Source organism: Blautia sp. LMAG:36, assembly GCF_008680535.1.
Taxonomy (GTDB): domain Bacteria; phylum Bacillota; class Clostridia; order Lachnospirales; family Lachnospiraceae; genus Blautia_A; species Blautia_A fusiformis.
In genome coordinates this window covers 347,618-373,060 of sequence record NZ_NALB01000007.1, presented here as the reverse complement: position 1 = coordinate 373,060, position 25,443 = coordinate 347,618, and the positions used below count along the sequence as shown (strand labels likewise).

At 44.7% G+C, this 25,443-nt stretch carries 20 protein-coding genes; 16 read left to right on the top strand and 4 right to left on the bottom strand.

Features of this window, described 5'->3' with window-relative positions:
• Positions 1-163: 163 nt before the first annotated feature.
• The 10 genes from CCC17_RS11155 to CCC17_RS11110 all read left to right on the top strand — a co-directional run bounded on the left by CCC17_RS11155 (position 164) and on the right by CCC17_RS11110 (position 14,107).
• Positions 164-682, top strand: coding sequence for a MarR family winged helix-turn-helix transcriptional regulator (locus CCC17_RS11155; protein ID WP_021651325.1), 519 nt, complete (start codon positions 164-166; stop codon positions 680-682).
• The gene (locus CCC17_RS11150) at positions 675-2,837 is read left to right on the top strand and encodes an ABC transporter ATP-binding protein (protein ID WP_092068410.1); all 2,163 of its coding nucleotides are present in this window, start codon (positions 675-677) and stop codon (positions 2,835-2,837) included. The genes CCC17_RS11155 and CCC17_RS11150 overlap by 8 nt, the downstream gene beginning before the upstream one ends.
• Positions 2,834-4,666: an ABC transporter ATP-binding protein gene (locus CCC17_RS11145; RefSeq protein WP_015527233.1), complete on the top strand. Its 1,833-nt coding sequence runs from the start codon at positions 2,834-2,836 to the stop codon at positions 4,664-4,666. The genes CCC17_RS11150 and CCC17_RS11145 overlap by 4 nt, the downstream gene beginning before the upstream one ends.
• A 397-nt stretch (positions 4,667-5,063) precedes the next feature.
• Positions 5,064-6,431 carry a hypothetical protein gene (locus tag CCC17_RS11140; protein WP_092068733.1) on the top strand — a complete coding sequence of 456 codons (1,368 nt, stop codon included), beginning with the start codon at positions 5,064-5,066 and terminating at the stop codon, positions 6,429-6,431.
• Between the two features lie 4 nt (positions 6,432-6,435).
• On the top strand, positions 6,436-7,587 hold the full coding sequence (locus CCC17_RS11135) for an aminotransferase class V-fold PLP-dependent enzyme (RefSeq protein ID WP_118368957.1): 1,152 nt from the start codon (positions 6,436-6,438) through the stop codon (positions 7,585-7,587).
• Between the two features lie 124 nt (positions 7,588-7,711).
• Complete coding sequence (locus CCC17_RS11130) at positions 7,712-8,005, top strand: hypothetical protein (RefSeq protein ID WP_110103239.1); 294 nt, start codon at positions 7,712-7,714, stop codon at positions 8,003-8,005.
• Between the two features lie 104 nt (positions 8,006-8,109).
• Positions 8,110-8,979: an AraC family transcriptional regulator gene (locus tag CCC17_RS11125; protein ID WP_092068404.1), complete on the top strand. Its 870-nt coding sequence runs from the start codon at positions 8,110-8,112 to the stop codon at positions 8,977-8,979.
• Between the two features lie 172 nt (positions 8,980-9,151).
• Positions 9,152-11,521 (top strand): glycoside hydrolase family 31 protein, encoded by a 2,370-nt coding sequence (locus CCC17_RS11120; RefSeq protein ID WP_092068401.1) that lies wholly within the window; start codon positions 9,152-9,154, stop codon positions 11,519-11,521.
• A gap of 157 nt (positions 11,522-11,678) precedes the next feature.
• Positions 11,679-11,999 carry a putative heavy metal-binding protein gene (locus CCC17_RS11115; protein WP_015527228.1) on the top strand — a complete coding sequence of 107 codons (321 nt, stop codon included), beginning with the start codon at positions 11,679-11,681 and terminating at the stop codon, positions 11,997-11,999.
• 5 nt (positions 12,000-12,004) lie between these two features.
• Positions 12,005-14,107, top strand: coding sequence for a HelD family protein (locus CCC17_RS11110; protein ID WP_287083100.1), 2,103 nt, complete (start codon positions 12,005-12,007; stop codon positions 14,105-14,107).
• Between the two features lie 98 nt (positions 14,108-14,205).
• Here CCC17_RS11110 and CCC17_RS11105 read toward each other — a convergent pair whose 3' ends face one another.
• Together CCC17_RS11105 and CCC17_RS11100 are read right to left on the bottom strand one after the other, a co-directional pair.
• Positions 14,206-14,973 carry a response regulator transcription factor gene (locus CCC17_RS11105; RefSeq protein WP_256163851.1) on the bottom strand — a complete coding sequence of 256 codons (768 nt, stop codon included), beginning with the start codon at positions 14,971-14,973 and terminating at the stop codon, positions 14,206-14,208.
• A 4-nt stretch (positions 14,974-14,977) separates the two neighbouring features.
• Complete coding sequence (locus CCC17_RS11100; protein ID WP_287083099.1) at positions 14,978-16,780, bottom strand: sensor histidine kinase; 1,803 nt, start codon at positions 16,778-16,780, stop codon at positions 14,978-14,980.
• A 285-nt stretch (positions 16,781-17,065) separates the two neighbouring features.
• On the opposite strand from CCC17_RS11100, the gene CCC17_RS11095 reads away from it, so the two are divergent.
• The 3 genes from CCC17_RS11095 (at position 17,066) to CCC17_RS11085 (ending at position 20,178) form a co-directional block, all read left to right on the top strand.
• A complete protein-coding gene (locus CCC17_RS11095) occupies positions 17,066-18,391 on the top strand; it encodes an ABC transporter substrate-binding protein (protein ID WP_015527223.1) in 1,326 nt (441 codons plus the stop codon).
• 84 nt (positions 18,392-18,475) lie between these two features.
• Positions 18,476-19,357: a carbohydrate ABC transporter permease gene (locus tag CCC17_RS11090; protein ID WP_287083097.1), complete on the top strand. Its 882-nt coding sequence runs from the start codon at positions 18,476-18,478 to the stop codon at positions 19,355-19,357.
• Positions 19,357-20,178, top strand: a complete 822-nt coding sequence (locus CCC17_RS11085) for a carbohydrate ABC transporter permease (RefSeq protein ID WP_287083096.1) — start codon at positions 19,357-19,359, stop codon at positions 20,176-20,178. Before CCC17_RS11090 ends, CCC17_RS11085 begins: the two co-directional genes overlap by 1 nt.
• Before the next feature lie 90 nt (positions 20,179-20,268).
• Here the strand turns inward: CCC17_RS11085 and CCC17_RS11080 are convergent, their stop codons facing one another.
• The gene (locus tag CCC17_RS11080) at positions 20,269-21,399 is read right to left on the bottom strand and encodes a pyridoxal-phosphate-dependent aminotransferase family protein (protein WP_287083095.1); all 1,131 of its coding nucleotides are present in this window, start codon (positions 21,397-21,399) and stop codon (positions 20,269-20,271) included.
• A 54-nt stretch (positions 21,400-21,453) separates the two neighbouring features.
• Positions 21,454-22,011, bottom strand: a complete 558-nt coding sequence (locus CCC17_RS11075) for an ECF transporter S component (protein WP_287083094.1) — start codon at positions 22,009-22,011, stop codon at positions 21,454-21,456.
• Positions 22,012-22,455: 444 nt separating this feature from the next.
• Between CCC17_RS11075 and CCC17_RS11070 the strand changes: the two genes are divergently transcribed.
• The 3 genes from CCC17_RS11070 (at position 22,456) to hslO (ending at position 25,435) form a co-directional block, all read left to right on the top strand.
• Positions 22,456-23,586 carry a hypothetical protein gene (locus CCC17_RS11070; protein WP_059086908.1) on the top strand — a complete coding sequence of 377 codons (1,131 nt, stop codon included), beginning with the start codon at positions 22,456-22,458 and terminating at the stop codon, positions 23,584-23,586.
• A 176-nt stretch (positions 23,587-23,762) separates the two neighbouring features.
• Positions 23,763-24,536, top strand: a complete 774-nt coding sequence (locus tag CCC17_RS11065) for a class I SAM-dependent DNA methyltransferase (RefSeq protein ID WP_287083093.1) — start codon at positions 23,763-23,765, stop codon at positions 24,534-24,536.
• A gap of 17 nt (positions 24,537-24,553) precedes the next feature.
• On the top strand, positions 24,554-25,435 hold the full coding sequence (gene hslO / locus CCC17_RS11060) for an Hsp33 family molecular chaperone HslO (protein WP_015527218.1): 882 nt from the start codon (positions 24,554-24,556) through the stop codon (positions 25,433-25,435).
• The last annotated feature ends 8 nt before the right edge of the window (positions 25,436-25,443 follow it).

Here is a 25,443-nt window from a genome sequence, read left to right as displayed (position 1 = left end):
AGCTGTAAATCTTAAAAAAGTGTAAAATTTACAAAAACCAGTTGCATTTTTTGTGCAGATGTATATTATATATAGTTAGCCGACTAATTAAAAAAGAAGATCACTGCTTCGTATATCATTAACAAAGAGCAGGTGTCTGATCGGATGAGAGAGGAGTGACAGCGTGTTTTGTAAGGAGGAAGATGAGAAAGAAAGGCAGAGCAGCTTTTTATCTCTGTTTATGAAGGTAGACCGTTATTTTATGACGAAATGCTTTGGTCAGATGCAGGAGCTTGGGATTTATCCGGGACAGATACCGGTTCTGGGGCTTGTGTCCGGAAGGGATGGCCTGAGTCAGCGGGAAATTGCAAAGATCCTGCATATCAAGCCGCCTACGGTAAATGTATCGATACAGAGACTGGAGAAAGCAGGCTTTCTTTATAAGAAACCGGATGAAAAGGACCAGCGTGTGACCAGGATCTACATGACAGAAAAGGGAAAGGAAATCAAGGCAAAAGCACTGGAACGGATCCATAAAAATGAGGCTGTGATGATGGAAGGCTTCAGTGAGGCGGAACAGTGCCTGCTTCGGAGATTTCTGGAGCAGATCCTTGTAAATATCGAAAAGATCCAGCCGGAGGAAGCCATAGAAAAGCTTCATCCGGATGAAATGACAGAAAGGAAGGAACAGAAACGTGATTAAACTGATGAAATATCTGAAACGATCTGCAGGTTACATCGTACTCATCATTGCGCTTCTTTTTCTTCAGGCATACTGTGATCTGTCTCTGCCGAATTACACATCAAATATCATTAATGTGGGAATTCAGCAGAACGGTATTGAAGACAGTGTTCCTGAGAAGATCAGAAAGACGTCTATGGACAGTCTGAAGCTGTTTATGGAAGAGGATGATGCGAAAACTGTGGATGGATTTTATGAGGAAGAGGGAGATGATCTGGTATTAAAGGATAAAATCTCCAAAGAAGACAGAGAAGAACTCAACGATATCTTCGGCAAACCGATGGTGATCGTTTCTACTCTGACGTCCGACAGTGAGGAATCAAAGGCAGCTCTTGCAAAAATGGGAATCCCGGAAGGGACGGATCCACTGGCGGCTCTTTCTCAGATGCCGGCAGAGGCTTTGGCTGCTATGAAGGACCAGGTCGGAGAAAAGATCGACAAGATGCAGGAATCCATCATCACACAGGCAGGTGTTTCCTATGTTCGTGTAGAATATGAAGCTATGGGTGAAGATGTGGATGCCATACAGATGGATTACATGAAAGCAACAGGTATCCGCATGGTGCTGATGGCACTGGTCACCATGATGGCTGCAGTATGTGTGGTATTTCTTTCATCCAGAGTTGCTGCATCTATGGGACATGATCTCCGTGGGCTGGTTTATAACAAAGTCATAGGTTTTTCCAGCAGAGAGTACCATAAGTTTTCAACAGCATCCCTGATTACACGATGCACGAACGATATCCAGCAGATCCAGCAGGTAATGGCTATGATGTTCCGTATCGTGCTTTACGCGCCGATCCTTGGAATCGGTGGTGTGATCCGCGTGCTTCAGAGAGATTCCTCCATGACATGGATCCTTGGGGTGGCCATTGTACTGATCATGGCATTTATGGCAATGCTGTTCAGGATCGCAATGCCGAAATTTACAGCCCTGCAGACCATGGTAGATAAGCTGAACCTGGTAACAAGAGAAATCCTTACCGGTATTCCGGTTATCCGTGCATTCAGCCGGGAGAAACACGAGGAGGAGCGTTTTGAGGATGCAAATATCACTCTGACGAAGACAAACCTCTTTGTAAACCGTTGTATGACATTTATGATGCCGGTGATGATGCTGATCATGAACGCAGTTTCCGTACTGACCATCTACAGCGGTTCTTATGCAGTAGACAGCGGAAGCATGCAGGTTGGTGATGTTATGGCGTTTATCCAGTATGCAATGCAGATCATCATGTCATTTTTGATGATCACAGCAATGTCTATCATGCTGCCGAGAGCAAATGTATCTGCACGCCGTATCAACGAGGTGCTTGAGACAGAAGTCAGTGTCCAGGATCCGGAGGATCCGGTACAGCCTTCCCAGGATGTGAAGGGGACTGTAGAATTTGATCATGTAAGCTTCGCATATCCGGAGGCAGGAGAGAATGTTATCACAGACATTTCCTTCAAGGCAGAAAAAGGTGAGACAGTAGCGATCATCGGAAGTACAGGAAGCGGTAAGAGTACACTGATCAATCTGATCCCGCGTTTCTATGATGCAACAGAAGGATCTGTGAAAGTGGATGGCGTGGATGTCCGGAAAATGACACAGAAGGATGTCCGTGACAGGATCGGTTATGTTCCGCAGAAGGGTGTACTTTTCTCAGGAACCATTGATTCCAATATCCGTTACGGAAAGACAGAGATTTCGGAAGATGCAGTGAAAAAAGCAGCAGAGGTTGCACAGGCTACGGAGTTTATCGACACCAAGCCGGAGCGATATAAGACTCCGATCGCACAGGGAGGAAGCAATGTTTCCGGTGGACAGAAGCAGAGGCTTTCCATTGCCAGAGCTATCGCAAAAGATCCGGAGATCTTTATCTTTGATGACAGCTTTTCCGCACTGGATTTCAAAACAGACAGCACACTTCGAAAAGCGCTGAAAGAACATACAAAAGAAGCAACAACCATTATCGTGGCACAGCGTATCAGTACGATCTTAAATGCAGATAAGATCCTTGTACTGGACGATGGACATATGGCAGGGATCGGAAGCCATAAGGAGCTGATGAAGTCCTGCGAGGTATATCGCCAGATTGCCATGAGTCAGTTATCAGAGGAGGAATTGGCATGAGTCAGCAGAGAAGAAGAGGTCCGATGGGCGGACACGGAATGCAGCCAACAGAGAAGGCCAAGGACTTCAAAGACTCCATGAAAAAGCTCTTTGGCTATATGGGCAGATATAAATTTCGTTTTATCCTGATGTTTATCTTTGCAGTGGCAGGTACAGCGTTTAATATTGCAGGCCCGAAGATACTTGGAAAAGCTACCACAGAGCTGTTCAATGGTCTGGTTGCTAAGGTAAACGGTACAGGCGGTATTGATTTCGGTAAGATCGGAATGATCCTTCTGTGGACTTTGGGACTGTATGTGGCAAGTGCATGCTTTTCCCTGATCCAGGGATTTGTCATGACGGGGATCTCCAATGATGTTACATACAATCTCCGAAAGGATATTTCAAAGAAGATCAACCGTCTGCCAATGAATTATTTCGAGAGCAGAACAAACGGTGAGATCCTTTCCAGGGTGACAAATGATGTGGATACCCTGCAGATGAGCATCAACCAGAGCATGACACAGCTGATCACATCCGTAACAACACTGATCGGTGTATTTATCATGATGCTTTCCATCAACGTGTGGATGACACTGGCAGCAGTGCTGATCCTGCCGGTTTCCATGCTTATCATTAATAAAGTAATGAAACACTCCCAGAAATATTTCCAGGCACAGCAGGAGTATCTGGGAAAAGTAAATGGTCAGGTTGAGGAAAATTTCGGCGGCCATGATGTGGTAAGAGTATTCAACAAAGAGCAGGATGCGCTGAAGGAATTTGAGCATGACAACCAGAAGCTTTATGAGTCTGCATGGAAGTCACAGTTCTTTTCCGGAATGATGATGCCGATCATGCAGTTTGTGGGAAATCTGGGATATGTGATGGTGGCACTTCTCGGAGGGATTTTTGCCATCAAAGGAACTATCGAGGTTGGAGATATCCAGTCCTTCTTCCAGTATATCCGTAACTTTACACAGCCGATCCAGCAGATCGCCCAGGTTACAAACCTTCTGCAGTCCTCGGCGGCAGCTTCTGAGCGGGTATTTGAATTTCTTGAGGAGCCGGAGGAAGAACTTCAGCCGGAGAACCCGGATTCCATTGAGGGACTGGAAGGAAATGTACAGTTTGAGCATGTGAAATTCGGTTATAATCCGGATAAGATCATTGTAAATGATTTTTCCGCAGATGTGCATGACGGTCAGAAGATCGCCATTGTAGGACCTACAGGTGCAGGAAAAACGACGATCGTAAAGCTGCTGATGCGTTTTTATGATGTAAATGGCGGAAGCATCAAGGTTGACGGACATGATATCCGGAACTTCAACCGCAGCAATCTCCGTGAGATGTTCGGAATGGTGTTGCAGGACACTTGGCTGTTTTCCGGAACCATTATGGAAAATATCCGCTATGGAAGACTGGACGCAACGGATGAAGAGGTGATCGCAGCAGCAAAAGCGGCCCATATCCACAACTTTATCATGCAGCAGCCCGGCGGCTATCAGATGGTCCTGGATGAGGAGACCAGTAATGTTTCTCAGGGGCAGAAGCAGTTGCTTACCATTGCAAGAGCGATCCTGGCAGACAATAAGATCCTGATTCTGGATGAGGCCACATCTTCCGTTGATACAAGAACAGAAATGCAGATCCAGAAGGCTATGGATAACCTGATGAAGGGCAGAACCAGCTTTGTTATCGCCCACAGACTTTCTACCATTAAGGATGCAGATCTGATCCTGGTGATGAAGGACGGAGATATCATTGAGCAGGGAGATCATGAAGAGCTGCTGGCACGGAAGGGCTTCTATGCGGATCTGTATAACAGTCAGTTTGAACAAAAACAGGCATAATCCTGTTTTTGTTCATGAGGAAGTAGCGAAGCGGATTCCGAATGTCTGCTTTGCTGAAAGAGGCACAGGCATAAGATAACCTGAGTATTGGGCAGGATTACAGCACCGGAAATGTACTTCCATCCGAAAAACGGATCGGCCACGTTTCCGGTGCTTTTTTTTGCGGATTTTTTTCAGGTTAATGTGGTGAATAAATATTGTATAATTCATATAAAAATGATGGGAATAATAATATAAATTATATGAAAATAGCACAAAATCGTAAGAAAGTACAGTCTGTTCGGAAGAATAAAGAGGAATTCCATGATTCATACAGTATAATAGGATATATCGAGTGTGTGGAAAAACTACAAACTGGAAAATGCGGAATGTTAAAGAGAAGAGAGGTATTTTTATTATGAAACAGAAAGCAATGGATATGAAACTTGTAGTAAAACCGTTGGTTGGATGTCTGACACATACACATTTCTGGGAGGGACCATGTCGTGCCGGACATAAAGAGGATATGACTGTTGAAGCTGAGACAAAAGCAGCTGATGAGGCGTTCAAAAATTCAGTTAAGGGATTACAAGGGGTTATTGATGAGGTAGAATTCACGGAGCCTGTGGATGTCCGCTATAATGAGTCTTTTGTTGTAGATAAAGACCTTTTTGCAAAAATCGGAGAGGATGTTGATGAGATCGATTGCTTCCTCTGCATGGGATGGAGAATTCCTAAGCTTGAGCGTTTCGGAAAGCCGGTCGTTATCTGGCAGAACGGAAACGAAGGAATTGATTTTGCAGCATACTGCCGTTCCATCGGAGTAGAGGCATATGTATGTATGGATCTTCAGGATGTGAATGAGATCATGCATATTCTCTGGGTAAGAAAAGCAGTTCGCAATACAAGGGCGCTTGTACTGACAGCAGGATCTCAGCCTACATTCGGAATTCAGAGTCTGATCCGCGATCCGGAGATCCTTCGTCAGCGTTACGGAGTTGAAGTGGTGAAGCTTCCATTTACATCCATTTTCAAATATATGGATGAGATCACAGATGAGGAAGCAAAACCGATTGCAGATAAGATCATTGCAGGATCTACCGATACACAGGTAAACACAGACTGGTTTATCAATGACGTGAAATATTATCTGGCTGCCAAAAAGATGATGGATATTTATGACTGCAACGCTTTCTCAACCGCATGTCATGAGCTCTGTACAACAGAAATCCCGCAGAACCGTAAATTCACACCATGTATGTGCCATTCCATCATGAAAGACGAGGGAATTCCAAGCGGATGTGAGGAAGATCTTAATGCACTGATGGCCATGCTAATCATGCAGTATGCCGGAAAACGTCCGGCATTCATGGGTAACCCGAACCACGAGACAGACGAGCTTCTCCGCATCCACCATGCAGTACCGGCTCTTCAGATGAACGGTTATGGAACAAAACCGCTGGCATACAAACTCTGGGCATTCACAGGCCAGGGATTCGGTGGAAAACTGCAGGTTGACTTCACAGAGAACGATGATGATTATATCACACTTGGACGTTTCAATCCGGCAGGCGATACCATGTGCATCAAGAAAGGCAAGGTTATCCGTTCTGAATATGCAGATACATACTGCAGTCCGTTCTACTACATCCAGATGGACGATGCAAGAGAATTCATGCACAATCTTGCAGGATTCGGACATCATCAGGTGCTGATCTTCGGTGATTACACAAAGATGATCAAGAAGATTGCAAAAATTATGAACTTCAATATTCTGGAAGGATGATTGGATGATATATCTGAACAACGGGGCAACTTCCTGGCCGAAGCCCCCTGCTGTTTTGGAAGCTGTGCAGGCGTGCCTTAGCGGCACGCCTGCTTCGCAGTTCCGGGGCGGCAGCTCGATCATGAAAAAAGATGTGGAAGTACTTTGCCGGGAAAAACTGGGACAGCTCCTTGGAATCAGGGAAACAGAGAGAATATTTTTTACATCAGGGGCAACAGAAAGCATGAATACAGTCCTTGGGGGGCTGGACTATGGTGAAAAAGGCAGTAGCATCCTGGTAACGCAGACAGAGCATAACAGTGTGCTACGTCCGGTATATAATCTGGAACAGCTGAGAGAACATCCGGTGCTGGTAGTGAAGTGTACGATAAACGGGACAGTGACGGAAGAAGCCCTGGAAACAGCAGTACGACCGGACAGCCGTGTGCTGATCGTGAACCACTGTTCCAACGTGACAGGCTGTGTGCAGGATATGGAGATGATCCGGGAATTTGTAAAGAGACATGGACTGATCCTGATTGTGGATGTGTCGCAGAGTGCTGGCTGTATCCCTGTTGATGCAGATAAATGGGAAGCAGATGCGCTTATTTTTACAGGCCACAAAAGTCTGATGGGAATTCAGGGAACCGGCGGATTTTATGTCAGGAGCGGAATTGAGCTGAAGCCTCTGAAATATGGGGGAACCGGAAGAAACAGCGCACAGCTTACCTACGAGAACAAAGATTATGAGTATGAGGTAGGAACTCAGAACATGCCGGGAATCACAGGACTTCTGGCTGGGGCGGAGTTTATTGAGCAGACAGGACTTGCGGCAATTATGGAAAAAGAAGCTCGTCTGATGGAAATGCTTTATTGTGGTCTGGAACAGATAGAGGGTGTAAGGAGCTACGGAAACCATGACGTATGCAGAGGACCTGTGATGAGCCTGAATTTTCAGGGACTGAAAGCTTCGGATGCCGCGTATATTCTGGAAAGCGGATATGGGATCATTGTCCGTTCAGGGCTTCACTGTTCGCCATTGATCCATAAGGCAATGGGAACAGAAGAGGGCGGAACTGTGAGAGTAAGTGTTTCGTGGTTTACGGAGGAGAAGGATATAAAGGAATTTTTAGGAGCTGCGAAGGAAATAGCAGCATCTGTGGCACGGAATATTTAGCAGGCAAGTTACAGAGCAAATTTATACGGATGTATTACGAAGAACGATCACAGGAATCAGTCATATAGAGCAGACAGCAGATCCACGGGAAATCTGCCTGTAAAGGAAAGGGGAATACACGATTATGAAAATAATAGGAAAACAGCCTTCCAGGGAAAAATGTGCAGAATCCGGCTGGTTTGCCTGGGATTATCTTCTGGATGAACCGGTAGAGCGGGAATTCATTCTGAAGCTGAGACCATTGGGGGGATTCACATATCTTGATATGCTGAAACAGCCGTTTTTTAAGATTGACAGCGATTACTATATGATAAAAGGAATTCAGGGTAATGATTATTTCCGCATTGCTGTCCATGGGAAGCACGAAGATCAGCTGGAAGAGTTAGAACGAACTATCACAGATTGCATGGAAAAATAATATCTGCTATAATATTGTGAGCGTAAGAAGACACTGGAAAGGCTGCCGGTCCTGCCGGAAACAGCTGATGCGATGACAGTGTCTGCGTTTACAGGAGGCAGAATTTGCGATTAGAGAGAGACAACATACCCCTTGACAAAGAATTTCCTTTTCAGATTTCAGAGGTGGAACTGACACCGGAGAACAGTCGGCCTGGAAGTTATCACTGGCACAGCTATTTCGAGATCACCTGTGTGTTGGGGGGCAAGGGAAATTATTTTGTAAACGGGCAGGAATATACAATGGAAGAAGATGACATCATCATCTTCAATAATGTGGAGCCTCATGGATGGAAGCTGATCGGTGGAGACATGAAGCTTCTTGTGATGATCTTTTCACCGGAATTCGTGGCCGAAAAGCTGAGTATTTTTGATACGGAATATCTGAAGCCTTTTGTTGAGAGAGGAAGTAATTTTAAGAACCGTATCGGCAGGGAAGAAGAGGTAAGCGGAGAGATCCGTTCCAGTATCTGGGAGATCTATCACGAATGGCAGCAGAAAAAAGAAGGCTATCCGCTGATGATCAAGGCGAATGTACTTCGCATCCTTACCATGCTGATCCGGGCTTATCAGGATGAGAGCAAGTCAGGGGAAATGCTCCGTGAGAAGAAAAATGCAATGAAGCGTCTTGAGCAGGCTTTTAATTACATAGATGATCATTACTGTGAGAAGATCACTCTGGAAGAAGTTGCTTCTTCCGTATATATGAGTTCCAACTATTTTTCTTCTTATTTCCGTAAGGTGACAAATATCAGTTTCAGCGATTATGTCACAAGGATGAGGATCAACCATGCGCGTGAGCTTCTTCGGGAAACAGATAAAAATGTTACGGAAATCGCCATGGAATGCGGATTTAATAATATTTCCAATTTTTACAGACTTTACAAAAAACACGTGGGGAAACCGCCGAAAGATGAGAAGCAGAAGAAACAGTAAAAATAGTTAAAATTCATGAGCGGATAAGTCATAGACGGAAATCAGGCTTCGATGTTAGGATAAAAGTAAGAAATTTTGTCCTGATATCGGAGCTTTTTTATTAGAAAGGCTCCGATATCAGAAACGGAATATTAATGTCTGATTTACCGGACAGATAAGGAGAAGGGAAATTATGGTTAAAACAGATAGCTATGTACAGTTTGAAGCAGGAAAGCTGACATACCGGGTGGTTCCGGTGACAGAGGAGATCATCCGCATGATCGTTTCCGGAAAAGAGATCAAAGAGGCACAGGACTCCCTGATCATTGAGAAAAAAGAATATCCTGAGGTTGATTTTTCAGCAGAGGAAAATGCAGGAAGTATCATTGTGAAAACTGTGAAAGTTTGTGCAGAGATCAACACTGCATCCGGTGATATCATCTGGAAGCATGCAGACGGAAGCAAGTGGCTTTCCCAGAAGAAACCGGAACTGACTGAAACAGATGTGATCCACTATAATACAGGCGATGAGGAGCCGATCATCAACCGTGTAAAGACAGTTGACGGTGAGAGGAATTTTATCCAGAATCTGAAAGCTGAGAAAGTAAGAACAGCATATCGTGGAAAACTGTTCTTCACATGGAAAGAGGATGAGGAAATCCATGGGCTTGGCCAGGCAGAGGAAGGTATTTACAATTACAGAGGTCACTGCCAGTACTTATATCAGCATAACATGCGTATCCCGATGCCGGTTTTGGTTTCCACAGAAGGATATGGAATTCTTGTTGACTGCTGTTCACTTATGACTTTTAATGATGATCTGAAAGATTCCTATCTGTTTCTGGATACTGTAGATCAGATCGATTATTATTTTATGGGCGGTCATACTATGGATGAGATCATCCATGATTACCGTTATCTTACAGGCAAGGCGCAGATGCTGCCGAAATGGGCTTATGGCTATGTACAGTCCAAAGAGCAGTATTACACGGCAAAAGAGCTTCTTGAGATTGTTCGCCACTACCGTAAGATCGGGGTTCCGCTTGACTGTGTGGTACAGGACTGGAATACCTGGGATCCTGGAAACTGGGGCGAGAAGATCCTGGATCAGAAGCGTTACGGAGATATGAAAGAATGTGCGGAGGAAATCCACAAACTGAATGCCCATACCATGGTTTCCGTATGGCCGAATATGAATGCAGGCGGCAAGAACCATACAGAGTTTTTTAAGACTGGTCATCTTCTTTATGATTATGCGACTTATGATGCTTTTAATGAAGAAGCGAGAGAAATGTACTGGAAACAGGCACAGGAAGGACTTTTTGACCAGGGCTTTGATTCCTGGTGGTGCGATTCCACAGAACCGTTTTCCGGTCCTGACTGGAGTGGTGCAGCAAAGAGAGAGCCATGGGAAAGATATGAGCTTGTCGGCGGTGAGCACAAGAAATATCTGGATCCTGCTGTTGCCAATGCTTTTGCACTGATGCATGCAAAGGGAATTTATGAGAATCAGAGAAAAACTACAGAAGAGAAACGAGTTCTTAACCTGACACGTTCCGGCTATGCTTCCGGCCAGAAATATTCTGCAATGCTGTGGTCAGGCGATACCTGTGCATCCTGGGATAATCTTAAGACACAGATCGTGGAAGGCCTGAATATGGGACTGAGTGGATATCCATACTGGACACTGGATATCGGCGCTTTCTTTACAGTTGCTGATAAGTGGCAGAACCGTGGATGCGGCTGCAACACAGATCCGGAGCCGAAATGGTTCTGGCAGGGCAAATATAACGAAGGTGTGAAGGATAAAGGATACTGTGAGCTGTATACAAGATGGCTGGAGATGGGAACCTTCCTTCCGATGTTCCGTTCCCATGGAACTGATACACCAAGAGAAATCTGGAACTTTGGTGAAAAAGGAACCATGTTCTATGATGCCATCGAGAAGTTTATCAAGCTCCGTTATCATCTGATGCCGTATATTTATTCCCTTGCAGGTGCTGTACATTTTAATGATTATACGATTATGAGAAGCCTTCTCTTTGACTTCCCGGAGGATAAAGAAGCACGCAAGGTTGAGAATGAGTTTATGTTCGGACCGTCCCTTCTGATCTGTGCTGTTACAGAGCCGATGTATTACGGACCGGAGAGTACTGAGCTCCATAGAGAGAAAACATGGAAATGCTATCTCCCGGCAGGTACGAAATGGTACGATTACTGGACAAACAAGGAGTATGAAGGCGGCCAGTACGTAACCGTAGATGCTCCGATCGACCGGATGCCGATCTTTGTAAAAGTAGGAAGTATCCTTCCTGTTGCAGAAGGACTTGTTTATGCATCCCAGAAACCGGAGGAGCCGGTGAAACTTATGGTATATCCAGGTGAAGACTGCAAGTTCACTATTTATGAGGATGAGGGAAATAACTACAATTTTGAAAACGGTGCTTATGCAACAACAGAGCTTACCTGGGATGATAAAACAGGAACTCTGACTGTTGGCGGGCGTCAGGGAAGTTATCCGGGAATGGAAGAAGTTTCCTACGTGACTGAAGTTGTAAAATAAAATAATCGATAATAAGGAAAGACTGTCTGAAAAGGTGCCTGGCATCTCTTTGGGCAGCCTTTTTTTACTCTATACATCGTGACGGCTTTCGGGTATAATTCTGTAATAAGGCATTTTTATGCCTGAGAAAAAACAACAGAAACGGGAGGATTTTACCATGATCATAACAACAACGCCATCTGTAGAGGGAAGAGCAATCCGTGAATATAAAGGAATCGCATTCGGAGAAGTGATCACAGGAGTAAATTTCATGAAAGATCTTGGAGCAGGTCTTCGGAATTTCTTTGGCGGCAGAAGCGCCGGTTATGAGGAAGAACTTCAGAAAGCCAGAGGAGAAGCCCTGGCAGAGCTGGAGCAGCGTGCAGGTGCAATGGGAGCTAATGCAGTGATCGGTGTGGATATTGACTACGAAGTGCTTGGTGCAGATAATGGAATGCTGATGGTAACAGCAAGCGGAACTGCTGTAGTGGTGGATTAAGGCTTATGGCAGCGGTAAAAAACGGACGTGAATACCTTTCACATGTGACAGAGTCATTAAAGCACAGGATCGCACAGCTGGATGAATCCATAGAGGCCGGACAGAAAGAAATCGAAGGTATGCATGAGTACTACTGGGAAAACTATACAGAGATGGACCAGTACGGATATGAGAATTTTGATAACCAGCAGGCACTTCTCCATGAGATCAATGCCAGCAATGAGAAGATCGAACTGCGTCGGAGATTCAGGAAGATGATGGATTCACCGTTTTTCGGAAGGGTGGATTTCTGCTATGAAGGAGAAGATGAGCCGGAGATATTTTATATCGGAATTGCGAACCTGGCTGAGGAGAACGGCGGACTTCCGCTGATCTATGACTGGAGAGCACCTGTGTCCGGACTGTTCTATGATTTTGACAAGGGACCGGCTTCCTACCAGGCTCCGCTTGGCGAGATCCACGGGGATATTGCTGCCAAGTGGCAGTACAAGATCCGCGGTGGAAAAATGATCTATGAGTTTGAGAGTGATGTGAAGATCGACGATGAGATCCTGAAGGCAGAGCTTGGAAGCAACGGTGATGTACAGCTGAAGAATATTATCCGCACGATCCAGAAGGAGCAGAATGCGATCATCCGAAACACTTCGGATCGTATCATGGTGATCCAGGGAGCAGCAGGAAGCGGAAAGACTTCCATTGCCCTGCACAGGATCGCTTATCTCCTGTATCATGACAGGAAAAATCTGAAATCTTCTTCTGTGCTGGTGCTTTCACCGAATGGGGTGTTCTCGGACTATATTTCCCATATCCTGCCGGAGCTTGGCGAGGAGAATATCCGGGAGATGAGCTTTGACCTTTTTGCATACAAGAGACTGAAAAATGTTGTTTCTGACTGTGAAGACAGATATGATCTGATCGAGCGTCAGATTGCAGGATTATGCGATGAAAAGCTTCTGAAAGAGAAACTGTCACGGGATTTTCTGGATCGTATGGAAGGATATCTGGTGGAGCTTGAGGACAGCCTTATGAACTTCCGTGATGTGGAACACAGAGGCGTGGTCAAAAAAGAGCAGGAGATCATAGAGCTTTTTTACTTTAAATTCATGGATATCCCGCTGCTTTCCAGAATGGATGCAGTAGCAGAATATTTCATTGATGAGGTGGAGACTCTTAAGGGATTCGATCTTCCGGATGAGGAAAGGGAGGCTGTGAAGAACCGTTTCTACAGGATGTATGAGACAAGAGATCTCTATGTGCTGTATAACCGTTTCCTGAGACAGGAGGGTTTTCCTTCTCTTCCACAGGTTCAGTATGAAAAAAGAAAGCTGCGCTATGAGGATGTGTATCCGGTTTTGTATCTGAAATATCGGCTGGAAACTCAGCAGGAGGATTCCGGTGTGCGCCATCTGATCGTGGATGAGATGCAGGATTATTCCATGATCCAGTATCTGATCATTCAGAGACTCTTTAAATGCAGGATGACTATTCTTGGGGACAGAGAACAGACTATGGACGGCGAGCAACAGGATGTGCTGACATTTCTGCCTAAGATCTTTGGAAAAGATATACGCAGGATCGTGATGAACAAGAGCTACCGTAATACTGTTGAGATTGCGTCTTATGCCAATAAACTGGCGGGAATTACGGAAGTGGAGCTTTTTGAACGTCATGGAAAACCTGTTGTGGAAAAAGAATTTCCGGGGCTTGAGGAGGCACTGGAGAGCGTAGTGAGAGAGCTGCGGCTTGAGAAGCAGGCAGTCATAGCTGAGAATGCAGATGAAGGTGTTGAAGATATTATTTCATATGAAACAGCAGCAGTGATCGCAAGAACTGCAGATGAAGCAAGGGAAACTTACTACATTCTGAAGGAGAAGCTGGAAGCAGAAGGCTTTGATACCAAGGAGCGTTTGTCCCTTCTTCACAGAGACAGCACAAACTTCCAAAAAGGACTGACTGTCACAACATTCTACATGGCAAAGGGTCTGGAGTTTGATCAGGTATTTTCTGTATTTCCTGGGCAAGACCGAAGTCAGATCGTGGAGCGGGCGAGATATATTGCGGCGACGAGAGCTCTTCATGAATTGTATATGTATGAAGTTGTGAAATAAAATATAAAAAGTCATTTCAGAAGCCGGATGCTTTGGGAACAGAGCATAACCGGACGTCGTGAAATGACTTTTTTGTTTATATATACCTGGAAAATTTATTAACTGATCTGCTGGCTCTCTCCCTCATCTTTATATTCCAGAGGGCTTTTCCCTGTATGTTTCTTAAAGATCCTGCTGAAATATCCCTGGTCGTGATAGCCGCACATTTCACCGATCTGTTTTACAGAAAGGGAAGGCTCATGGATCAGCAGCTTCTGTGCATGGCTCATCCGGAGATTGATCAGATATTTGGTAGGGGTGCAGTCATAGACCTGACAGAAGATTTTGGTCAGGTAGCTGGGACTGTAGTTCATGGTTCCTGCAATCAGGTTCAGGTTGATATCCTCTGCATAATTCTGTACCATGAAGTTCTTGAGAAGCTCTGCAATCTGTCCCGGTGACATGCAGGAAGCACCTGGGGCGAATACGGTTTCGTAGTCATCACGTTTGATCTGAAGTTCCTGTTTGATCTTAAGGAGAACATTTTGGAGTTCGTCCGGATCTACAGGCTTCAGAAGGTAATCAGAAACCTTCAGCGTGATGGCTTTTTTTGCGTATTCAAAATCAGAAAATCCGCTGGTGATCACAAATTTCGTAAAGGGAAACTGATCACGGATCCTGGTGAGCAGGGTGATTCCGTCCATGACGGGCATCTTGATATCCGTAAATACCACATCCGGGCTCATCTGTTCCACCAGCGAGAGGGCCTGTGCACCTGTCTGTGCTGTGCCGATCACCTGAAAATCAGGATCTGCTTTTTCAATCTTATGTACCAGATTATTCAGAAGAAGTTCTTCATCTTCTGCCACAATAACAGTATAGTTCATAGTATTATTCCTCCGCATCTGTCTGAAAATACCGTCCAATAGAAACAATTCCGTGGCCGTCCGCTGTATTTCCATACCTGAAAATGATGTCATCTTTGCAGAAGAGTTTCCAGCGGAGAAATACATTGACAGTGCCAAGACCGTTGATCTTCAAAGCAGGCATGCCGGGATTTCGAATGGCATTCATGATATCTGAATTTATTTTTTTCTTGGCTTTTTCAGTGAATCCCGGTCCGGTGTCTGTAACATCGATCTGCCAGCTGTTTTGGTTTATTGTACTGCTGATTGTGATAGTCCATGGCGGTTCGCAGTCAGAACCATATTTGATAGCGTTTTCCACAATAGGCTGGATGATCAGCTTCGGAACCGGCTGATCCAGAAGAGATTCATCCACATCAATGGAATAATTCAGACTGGACTGGTAGCGGACCTTCATGCAGTAGAGATATTTCTGGACATAATCAAGCTCTTCGCGGAGTGTTACAGTTGTTTCAGCAGTATTGGTAATATAACGCATGATCCTGGAAAGATTGCGGCACATTTTTTCCACGGTATCCGTATCTCCGTTTTCTGCAAGCACCATAATGCTGGAAAGAGAGTTGTAATAAAAATGAGGATTAATCTGACTCTGCAAAGCCATGCTGCGTGCTTTCATTTCCTGCTCCTTGGCTTCGTTAAGCTGAGTCATGGAATCTTTTAGGTTATCGCTCATCAGCTGGAATGCCTGATACAGTTCTTCCAGTTCATTGACGGAAACCGGATAGGAAGTGACTTTTTCCTGGCCGAGAGTGTCCAGTTCCATACGTTGGATAATGTGCTTCAGGTGTTTCACCGGTTTTACTACAGAACGGGAAAGCCTGTAGGAAACGATTACTGCTGCGGCAAGAAAAGCAGCAACAACAGCCAGAAGGATCTTCAGCATTTTGTATACAGGGGCAAGGATCACAGATTCCGGCTGGATAGTCAGATAAGTGTAGCCTGTATATGCGGAATTCAGTCTGGAGACGTATTCTTTCTGATCTGTGACGGGACTCTGTACGGTAAGGGTATCCTGGTCAGAATCAGTAAGTTTGTAATATTTTGAAATATCATTGGTATCGTCGGCTGTGATATCATAAGGATAGATAAGATCGCCGGACTCATTGAAAACATAGACACTGGCAGCATTTCCGTGATTTTTTTTCTCATAGGAAATGATGCTCTTAAAGATGGATTTACATTGTTTGGCGGTTTCAATCACGCCGACACCACGGCCGTACTGGTTGGTGAAGGAGCGGTACAGGGAGATGAACCACTGGGGATAGCGGGCAGATTTGGAATAGACGTAAGTGCTGTAAGGAGCTGTCAGGACTTTTTTTCCGTTGGCTTCACGGGCTTTCTGGATCCATTCATTATGAGAGTCGTCGCTTTTTTTGACCATGGTGGAAAGGCCGGCCTGGAGCACATATCCGGAGAAATCATAAAGATTTACCTGATCAGCTTTCAATTCGGTGCCGCTTAAGGAGATAAAAAGATCGGACATGGCAGAAAGCATTTCATCGGAAATATTAAGGTCAAATTTCTGGTCGAGAACGGATTTCGACATGTTGCTGTAATTGATGTTTACAGATACAGTGTCAAGATTCTGGATTGCAGAGTCTACCTGGGACTGAAATGTGGAATTTAAGGTGCTTATGGCACTGATCTGGCTTTTCTTCAGCTGCCCGGATGCAAAAACATAAAAGAATATGGCAAAAGAAAAAAGGATCAGGCAGGCCATGCCAAGATAGGCGATAAAAAGTTTGGACTGCAGACTGCGTGTTTTCATATTGGTAAGCCCCCTGTGTGTGAAATGGTCGTGCAAAACATTGGCTAAAAGTATAGCACATTTGTAAAAAAAGTACAAACCATAAAAATGTAATTCTGAAATAGTGCTTGAAAATGTCAATAGAAACTTGTGTATAGTTACGGAAAATATGAAAAAAGTATAATGAACTGTGAAAAAAGTACAAATACAGGGCAGGAATATCCATGGCTTTTAAAATCATCAGATGATAAACTAATATCATCAAGAGAGAACGAAAAATCAGTTCAAAAAAAGGAGGAAACATTAATGAAAAGAAAGAGATTTCTGGCAGTAGCCTGTGCAGCAGCAATGATCGCTTCCATGACGACAGGACTTGCAGTGAACGTATCTGCAGCGGATGAGAAGAGCGATTTCGCAGGCGAGGAGCTCAGCATCCTGGTTTCAGCAGGATGGATGGACAATCGTTACGATGAGACAATTAAACGTTTTGAGGATACCTACGATGTTACCGTAGACCTTCAGACGATTCCGGCTGATCAGTATTCAGATCTTCTTCAGTCCAAACTTGCTACAGATTCCTGTGCAGATATCTTCTGGATCCAGTCCAACCCGTTTGCAATTGAATCTACCATCGTTGATCCTGAGAAATACTGCATCGACTTTACAGGAGCTTCCTGGGAGAATGTTATGCCGGAGACAAGAAAAGAGTCCTGCGTATACAATGACAAACTGTACGGACTTCAGATCTGGAACGCATCTCCGGAGTATGTAATGGTTTACAACAAGACACTGTTCGAAGAGAACGGCTGGGAAGTACCGACAACATATGATGAGCTGAAAGAACTCTGCGGTAAGATCCAGGATGCAGGAATCACACCTTGGTTCATGCCTGGTGCAGATGGATGGCAGCATCAGCTGGCATTTTTCCAGATCGGCGGCGTTTATGAAGAAGCAACACCTGGTCTATATGACGAATTAAATGAAAACAAAGCAACATTTGCAGATAACGAGAAGATGCTTGAAGTTCTGAATGAGTTCAAAGAACTCTCTGATGCAGGATACTTCGGAGAAGACTGGATCGGAACAGACAGTACAAACATGTCCAACGAATTTGGTGACAGAAACTGTGCAATGGCACTTGCAAATTCCAGTTTCATCAAACAGATCCAGGAAGACACAGGCACATCTGATGAGTTTGGAATGTTCCTTGAGCCACTTGGCGACAATACCTGGTATCCAAGCAGCAACTCCGGCCCGACAATGTTTGGTTACAAGGGAACAGAGCATGAGGATCTTGTAAAAGAGTTTTTCAACTTCGTTACAACAACAGAGAGCCTTCAGGAAATTCTTGACAACTCTCCGGCATACACAAACCTTGACGTTAACGATGACAAGCTTGAGCAGCACTGGCTGCCGGAGGAGCAGGAGTTCCTTAAAACAGTTCCGGATGACAAGAAGGCTGTTGTAACACTTCAGACAGGTACAAAATATACAAACGATTACTGGACACAGTTTGGTCAGGATATGGTTGCATTCTGCCAGGGCGAGATGGAAGCAAACGATGTTCTTAAGAACATGGATACCAACCGTGCTGAGGCAGCAAAAACTGTAGGCGACGAGAACTGGAAATAAATAACAGAACTTAAAACTAGTTGACCCGAAGGCAGAGCCGGTATTTGCCGGCTCTGTTTTAACTTAAAACAGGAGGTGCTTTCTGTGAATAAGAAGAGAATCTATCCACAGTGGTTTCTGATACTGCCGTTGGCATTATATATCATTTTTTTCCTGCTTCCCAGTGTAATGGGTGTTGGTTACTCCTTTACAGACTGGAACTCCAGAAGTGTTCTTAATGGTACTCATTTTGTGGGACTGCAGAATTTTGCTGAGATTTTTACATCAGATAAGTCTTATCTGAGCGGTATTGGCAATACATTGAAGTTTACTATCATTTCCAACATCGTTAAGCTGATCCCGGCTCTTCTGATCGCGATTATGCTTCAGGAGGGACTTAAAGGCAAAGGGCTTTACAGAACATTGCTCTACCTGCCGTCTATTCTGCCTTTTGTAATCATTGGTCTTGTATTTAAATCCATCCTGAATTATAATAACGGACTTTTAAACACACTTCTTGATGCATTCCATCTTGGAATCTTCAAACAAAAATGGCTGTCTGATCTGGCTGTTGTATGGAAATCTATCTATGGCGTAGATGCATGGCGAGGTATTGGTTATGTTATGACTATCTTTCTTGCAGGTCTGAATACGATTCCGAAATCTTATTATGAGGCTGCGCAGATCGATGGTGCAAACTTCTGGCAGAGACTTCGGTATGTAACACTTCCGATGCTGAGTGGTGCTATCATGATCAACCTTGTATTTGGTATTACATATGGTCTGAAAGTATTCGATATTGTTTATGTACTTACAAACGGCGGTCCTGGACATGCAACAGAGGTTCTTACAACTTATGCATTCCAGCTCTATTCCAGAGGCCAGTATGGAATGTCTTCTGCATTGAATACTGTTCTTCTTGTAATTACAGCGATCATAGGTGTATTTATTGTTAAGACATTAAGTAAACAGGAGGTACAGCAGTAATGGCAAAAAAAAGAATTCAGAATTTATTAAAACATGTTATATGTATCCTGCTTTGCTTATGTGTCGTGCTTCCATTTTATATGGTATTGATCAATTCTTTTAAGACAAAAGCAGAGGCAGCCAGAATGAGTCTGGCACTTCCTACAGAGTGGGTATTTTCCAACTACTCTGAGGTTATTGAAAAAGGAAGCCTGATCCAGGGATTCCTGAACAGTTTTGCATATGCGCTGATCGCTACAACACTTGGCGTTGTACTTTGCTCCATGGCTGCATTTGTTATGTGCCGTAAGAGAACAAAATTGAATGTATTCCTGTACTACTTTGTACTTTGCGGACTGTTCTTCCCTGTCAACTATGTAACATTGGTACGTGTACTCAGTACACTGCACCTGAACGATACAAGAGTTGGCATTATCATGGTATTTACCAGTGCAATGATTCCGTTCTGTGTATTTACCATCCGTAACTTCGTAATCTCTGTCCCGGTTGAGCTGGACGAGGCTGCTGTTATCGACGGCGCAGGCCCGTTAAGCCTGTTCTTCAAGATCATCATGCCGCTTCTGAAACCAACTATGGTAACATGTTTTATCCTTCAGTTCATGACAGTATGGAGCGATTTCCTCACACCTTTGTATCTGTCAAGCAAGAGCCGTCTCTTCCCGATGACAATGGCTGTATATCAGTTCTTCGGAAAGAACAAGAGTTACTGGAACTATATTTTTGCTGATATCGTACTTACCTGTATCCCGGTTATCATTGTTTACATGATCGGCCAGAAATACATCGTAGGTGGTATGACATCCGGTGCGGTAAAAGAATAAAGAAAAATATTATAAGAATTATAAAAAAGCACTGCGAGATGAAAAGTTGGATTCATCTTACAGTGCTTTTTACTATTGAAATCTCAGAAATTACTGCATGTTTTTGCAGAAGATTTCTTCCATGGATCCGGTAAGAGGAACGCCAAGCTTCTGCAGGGTTCCGTCCAGAGCATGGAAAACTTCACGTACATTGTAGAAAGCTGCATTATTTCCCATGTGACCGATGCGGATAACCTTTCCGGCAAGGACATCGAAGGAGCCTGCCAGCATGATGTTATAGTCTTTTCTGACTCCGTCCAGGATCGCAGCGGCAGTGGTGCCTTCCGGGACTTCAAAAACAGTTACCGTGTTGGAATAGCCGCTGTGGAGATACAGCTTAAGTCCGGCTCCTGTAATGGCCTTTCGGGAGGCTGCGGCGATTTTGGCATGGCGTGTAAGGATCCCGGGATCATCGGCAATGTTGTCAATAGCAGCCCGCAGACCATAGATATCGCTGATCGGCATGGTATATGGAAACCATTTTTCTTCATAATAATGTGCGAAGGTTGTGAGATTTGCATAGAAAGAAGCAATGGGTGTCTTTCTTTCAGTCATTGCCTTTTTTGCATCGCTGCTGACTACAACAAAGGTAAGTCCCGGAGGTGCAGATACCACCTTCTGTGATCCGCCGCACATGATATCGATCTGGCATGCATCAATGTTCAGAGGCTCGCCGAAGGAAGCGGAGACAGAATCTACAACGGTAAGGATCCCGTATTTTTTAAGGAGCGGGCAGATGGCAGATACATCGTTGAGCATGCCACTTGGAGTATCGCCGTGTACTACGGTTGCATATTTGTAGTCATGGTTATCCGCAAGGAAGGCTTCCAGTTCCTTTACATCGAGAGTGTTCTGATAATCTCTGGTATAAAGCTCCGGTCTGCCTCCGTACATGGAAACAAAATCGGCAAAGCCTTTTCCGTAGATACCATTGTCCAGAACAAGAACCTTATCTCCGGGCTCAGTCATGGAAGCAATGGCAGCCTCCAGTCCAAGGATACCCTCACCGCTTAAGATGAGAGTTTCGTTGGAGGTATGGAGAAGAGCGCTGATCTTCTCGCAGGTTTCTTTATAAAATTCGACAAAATCTTCGTCCAGATCCGGATTTGTGCATTCCATGCTCCTTGCCAGACGGACATTTTCTGCGACCTGTGTAGGTCCAGGTGTCATGATCTTATACATAAGCTCACCTCTTGATCTTTATATTATTTCCGCAAATTGCGGCAGCTGTTACAGTTATTTTTTTAATCCGGTTTTTCTTGCTGCAAGGTTTAATGGTGTGATCACTACGAGAACGATGACAGCTGCAACACCGATCTGGACCAGGTTTCCCGGGATGGAAGATACCGGTGCCAGTGGATTTCCATAGATGATAACCTCTGCAATGTAGTATCCTGCAACCTTGATCACGCAGGCTGCGGCAATGGCGATCACATACCATTTGATGTTCTGGTGCCGGCGATCCTCTGTGAGCTTACCTACTGTGAAGCCCATGATCCCTACAATGATCAGAGTAAATGGTGCCCACAGGGTCCAGCCGGAGAGAAGGTCAAAGAGCCCCATTCCGATCCCACCGGCAATGGCTCCGGTTTTCTTTCCGAATAAAATGGCACCGATGAATAACGGTACATTTCCAAGGTGGATCAGTCCGCCGTTGGCTGCGATCGGAAGCTTAACATTAATAAATGCGGTGAAGATATAAGTCAGTGCAACAAATGCGGCTGTAATGGTGAGAAACTGAACAGATGAAAGCTCCTGGTCAGTTCTCTGAGATGTCTGAACTGCTTTTTCCATAGTGATAGATCCTTTCCCGAAAACATCGATGTATGGATGTCCTCTTTTCATATATTTTTGGTTGGGTATACTTTACAACATGAGTGTACATGAATAAAGACACAATTATAGAAAAAAAAGAGAGGACAGATTCAAGGAGATATTTGTCATTAAAACAGGAGGCTTACTTGGTTGGGGAATAAAACAGAGCTTCCGTAATGAAGGCGTAAAACGGGAAATACAGGAACAGCATAAGAAGAGAATAAGATAGGTATATCTGGGAAGATTATAATGTTAGAAAAATCCTGTACGGAGCAGGATATCTGCTTACAGGATATTCATAAAGTACAGGGAGAAATCAATTGACAAAGCTGTAATAAAATCGTAAACTATAGCAAAGAGTGTGTTCAGGAGTGAATGTTCCGGACACACTTTGTGACTGATGATGATTATGAGGAGGATACTATGAAGAATAAAAAATTTATTGCACTTTTAGCTATGACTGTTGCTCTTTCTGGTGTCATGACGGCATGTAGTTTCGGAGGAGGAAAAGAGGACAGCGTGGTTGTGGAGTCTACTCCTACTCCGACACCGGCGAAAAAAGCGAAGGTTACACCGACTGTTGCAGCAGACGCACAGAATACAACCTATACATCCAAGGATAAATCCGTAGCGATCAAGCTTCCGGATGCAACCTGGGCCAACAAGTCCGACGAGACAGATATGGTAAGCTTCGAGTCTCCGGACCAGGGCAGGATCCTGATCCTTCACGGATCCGGCGCAGATCTGGAATCCGCAGTGATCCCGAACTCCCAGGATATGGCAGTTTCCATGACACAGGCAGAGAACATGGTAAATGGAACCGATTTTGAGATCCAGGATTACAAGGCAGATCAGAAAGACGGAATCAACATTTATTCCTATACTGTGAAATATAAGGATACGACCAAGAGTGACGGTTATGTATATGCTATCAATAAATACTTTGTAAATGACAGTGAGTATTACAGCCTTGTGGCATCTGTTAAAAAAGAGGATGCTCTGAAAAAGGTTCAGGAGTCTGTCGACAGCTTTGCGATCCTTGGTGATTCCACTCTGAAGAGTGCGGCAAATGGTTCCGCAGCCAAGACTGCCGGTAAAGGTAATGCAGCAGCTTCCTCTGACGGAAGTGCATCTGCAGATGGTAATGCAGCAGCTTCTTCTGACGGAGCAGCAGATGGAACTACAGCTGCCGACGGAAGCACATCTACAGACGGAAGTGCAGCATCTGACGGAACATCTACAGACGGAAGCAGTACATCTGATGGTTCTTCCAATGGAACTGCATCCACTGACAGCAGCTCCTCCGGTGCTATCGTAAATGGCGGATTTACAGATGAGCAGCTTGGCAACACAGATGAGACAAGAACTATTTACAGAAACTCCGATGGTAAACCACGTGTTATCGTTCCGGACGGAAACGGTGCATGGATGGATAACGAAGGAAACCGTTTCACCTTCTCTTCTCAGTATGACTGTGATGTATATGAAGAGGATGGAACAAGCTTCTACTGGCACGGTGAGGCTGCAGACGTATACTATATGCCTGTACAGTAAAGCCTGGAGCAGCAGGAAATTCGGTTAGATAAGAATTCCGGGATCACAGCTTTTGTGGCTGCGGTCCCGGATTTTTTGTGTCATATTATGTCAGAGGCGTATACTTATACAGGAAGACATGGTATAATGTGAACGCTGCGGGCGATGGAACGCCCGGAAAATATTTGGAGGTTTTTATGGAAGCATACAGTGATTTTGCCAGAGTTTATGACATTTTCATGGACAATGTGGAATATGAAAAATGGGCGGAATATCTTATAGGAAGTCTTAAAGAATACGGAATTGAAGACGGGATCGTGCTGGAACTTGGCTGTGGGACCGGAGTGATGACAGAGCTTCTGGCTGAGTCCGGTTATGATATGATCGGTGTGGATAACTCTGAGGAAATGCTTGGCGAAGCCATGGAAAAACGTGCAGAATCCGGTCATGAGATCCTTTATCTGGAACAGGATATGCGGGAGTTTGAACTTTATGGAACAGTACGTGCTGTCGTCAGCGTCTGTGACTGTATGAATTACATCACAGAGGAGGATGATCTGCTTACTGTATTTAAACTGGTGAACAATTATCTTGATCCGGATGGAATTTTCATATTTGATATGAACACCCCGTATAAATACCGGGAAATGCTTGGAAATACGACTATTGCAGAGAATCGGGAAGAGGGAAGCTTTATCTGGGAAAATGAATTTGATGAGGAGACCGGGATCAATGTGTATGATCTGACTCTGTTTCTTCCGAGAGAAGATGGTCTTTATGAGAGAGACGAGGAAATTCATTACCAGAAGGCCTATGATTCGGAGAAAGTAAGGGAACTTCTTGAAAAGGCAGGCCTGATCCCGCTGGCGGTTTATGACGCATACACCAAGGATGTACCGAAGCCGGACAGCGGAAGACTGACTTTTGTGGCCAGAGAACATGGAAAGGAAATTCCGTCAGACGAGAAATAAAGGAGGAAATTTTTTATATGAGTGATTATATTGTAAGAGCAACAGCGGCAAACAGCCAGATCCGTGCATTTGCGGCTGTTACAACCGATATGGTGGAGACAGCGAGAAAGAATCATAACACCAGTCCGGTGGCAACAGCGGCACTGGGACGTCTCCTTACCGGCGGTGCCATGATGGGAGCTATGATGAAAGGAGAAAAGGATCTCCTTACACTTCGGATCCATGCAGGAGGACCACTGCAGGGAATCACAGTAACTGCAGATTCTCACGGAAATGTAAAGGGCTATGTGGGGAATCCGGATGTATGTATCCCGGCAAACAGCAAAGGCAAGCTGGATGTTGCGGGAGCTGTCGGCGTAGGCTTTATGGATGTGATCAAGGATATGGGACTGAAAGAGCCATATGTGGGACAGGTTGCTCTTCAGACCAGCGAGATCGCAGAAGATCTCACCTATTATTTTGCAACCAGCGAGCAGGTTCCGTCTGCGGTAGGACTGGGTGTGCTGATGAATAAGGATAATACAGTCCGTCAGGCGGGAGGCTTTATTGTACAGCTGATGCCTTTTGCAGAGGAAGAGGTGATCGCAAAGCTTGAGGAAAACGTATCAAAGATCGATTCTGTTACCAATCTTCTGGAGCAGGGACACACACCGGAAAGTCTTCTTGAAAAAGTACTGGAAGGCTTTGACATAGAGATCAATGATACACTGCCCACACAGTTCCATTGCAACTGCTGCAGAGAGCGTGTGGAAAAAGCGCTGATCAGCATCGGAAGAAAAGAACTTAACGAGATGATCCAGGAAGGCAAGGACATTGAGATGAACTGCCATTTCTGCAATAAGAATTATAATTTTACCGTGGAAGATCTTAAGAGGATCATAAGAGAGTGCAAGCGATAAAACTCGGG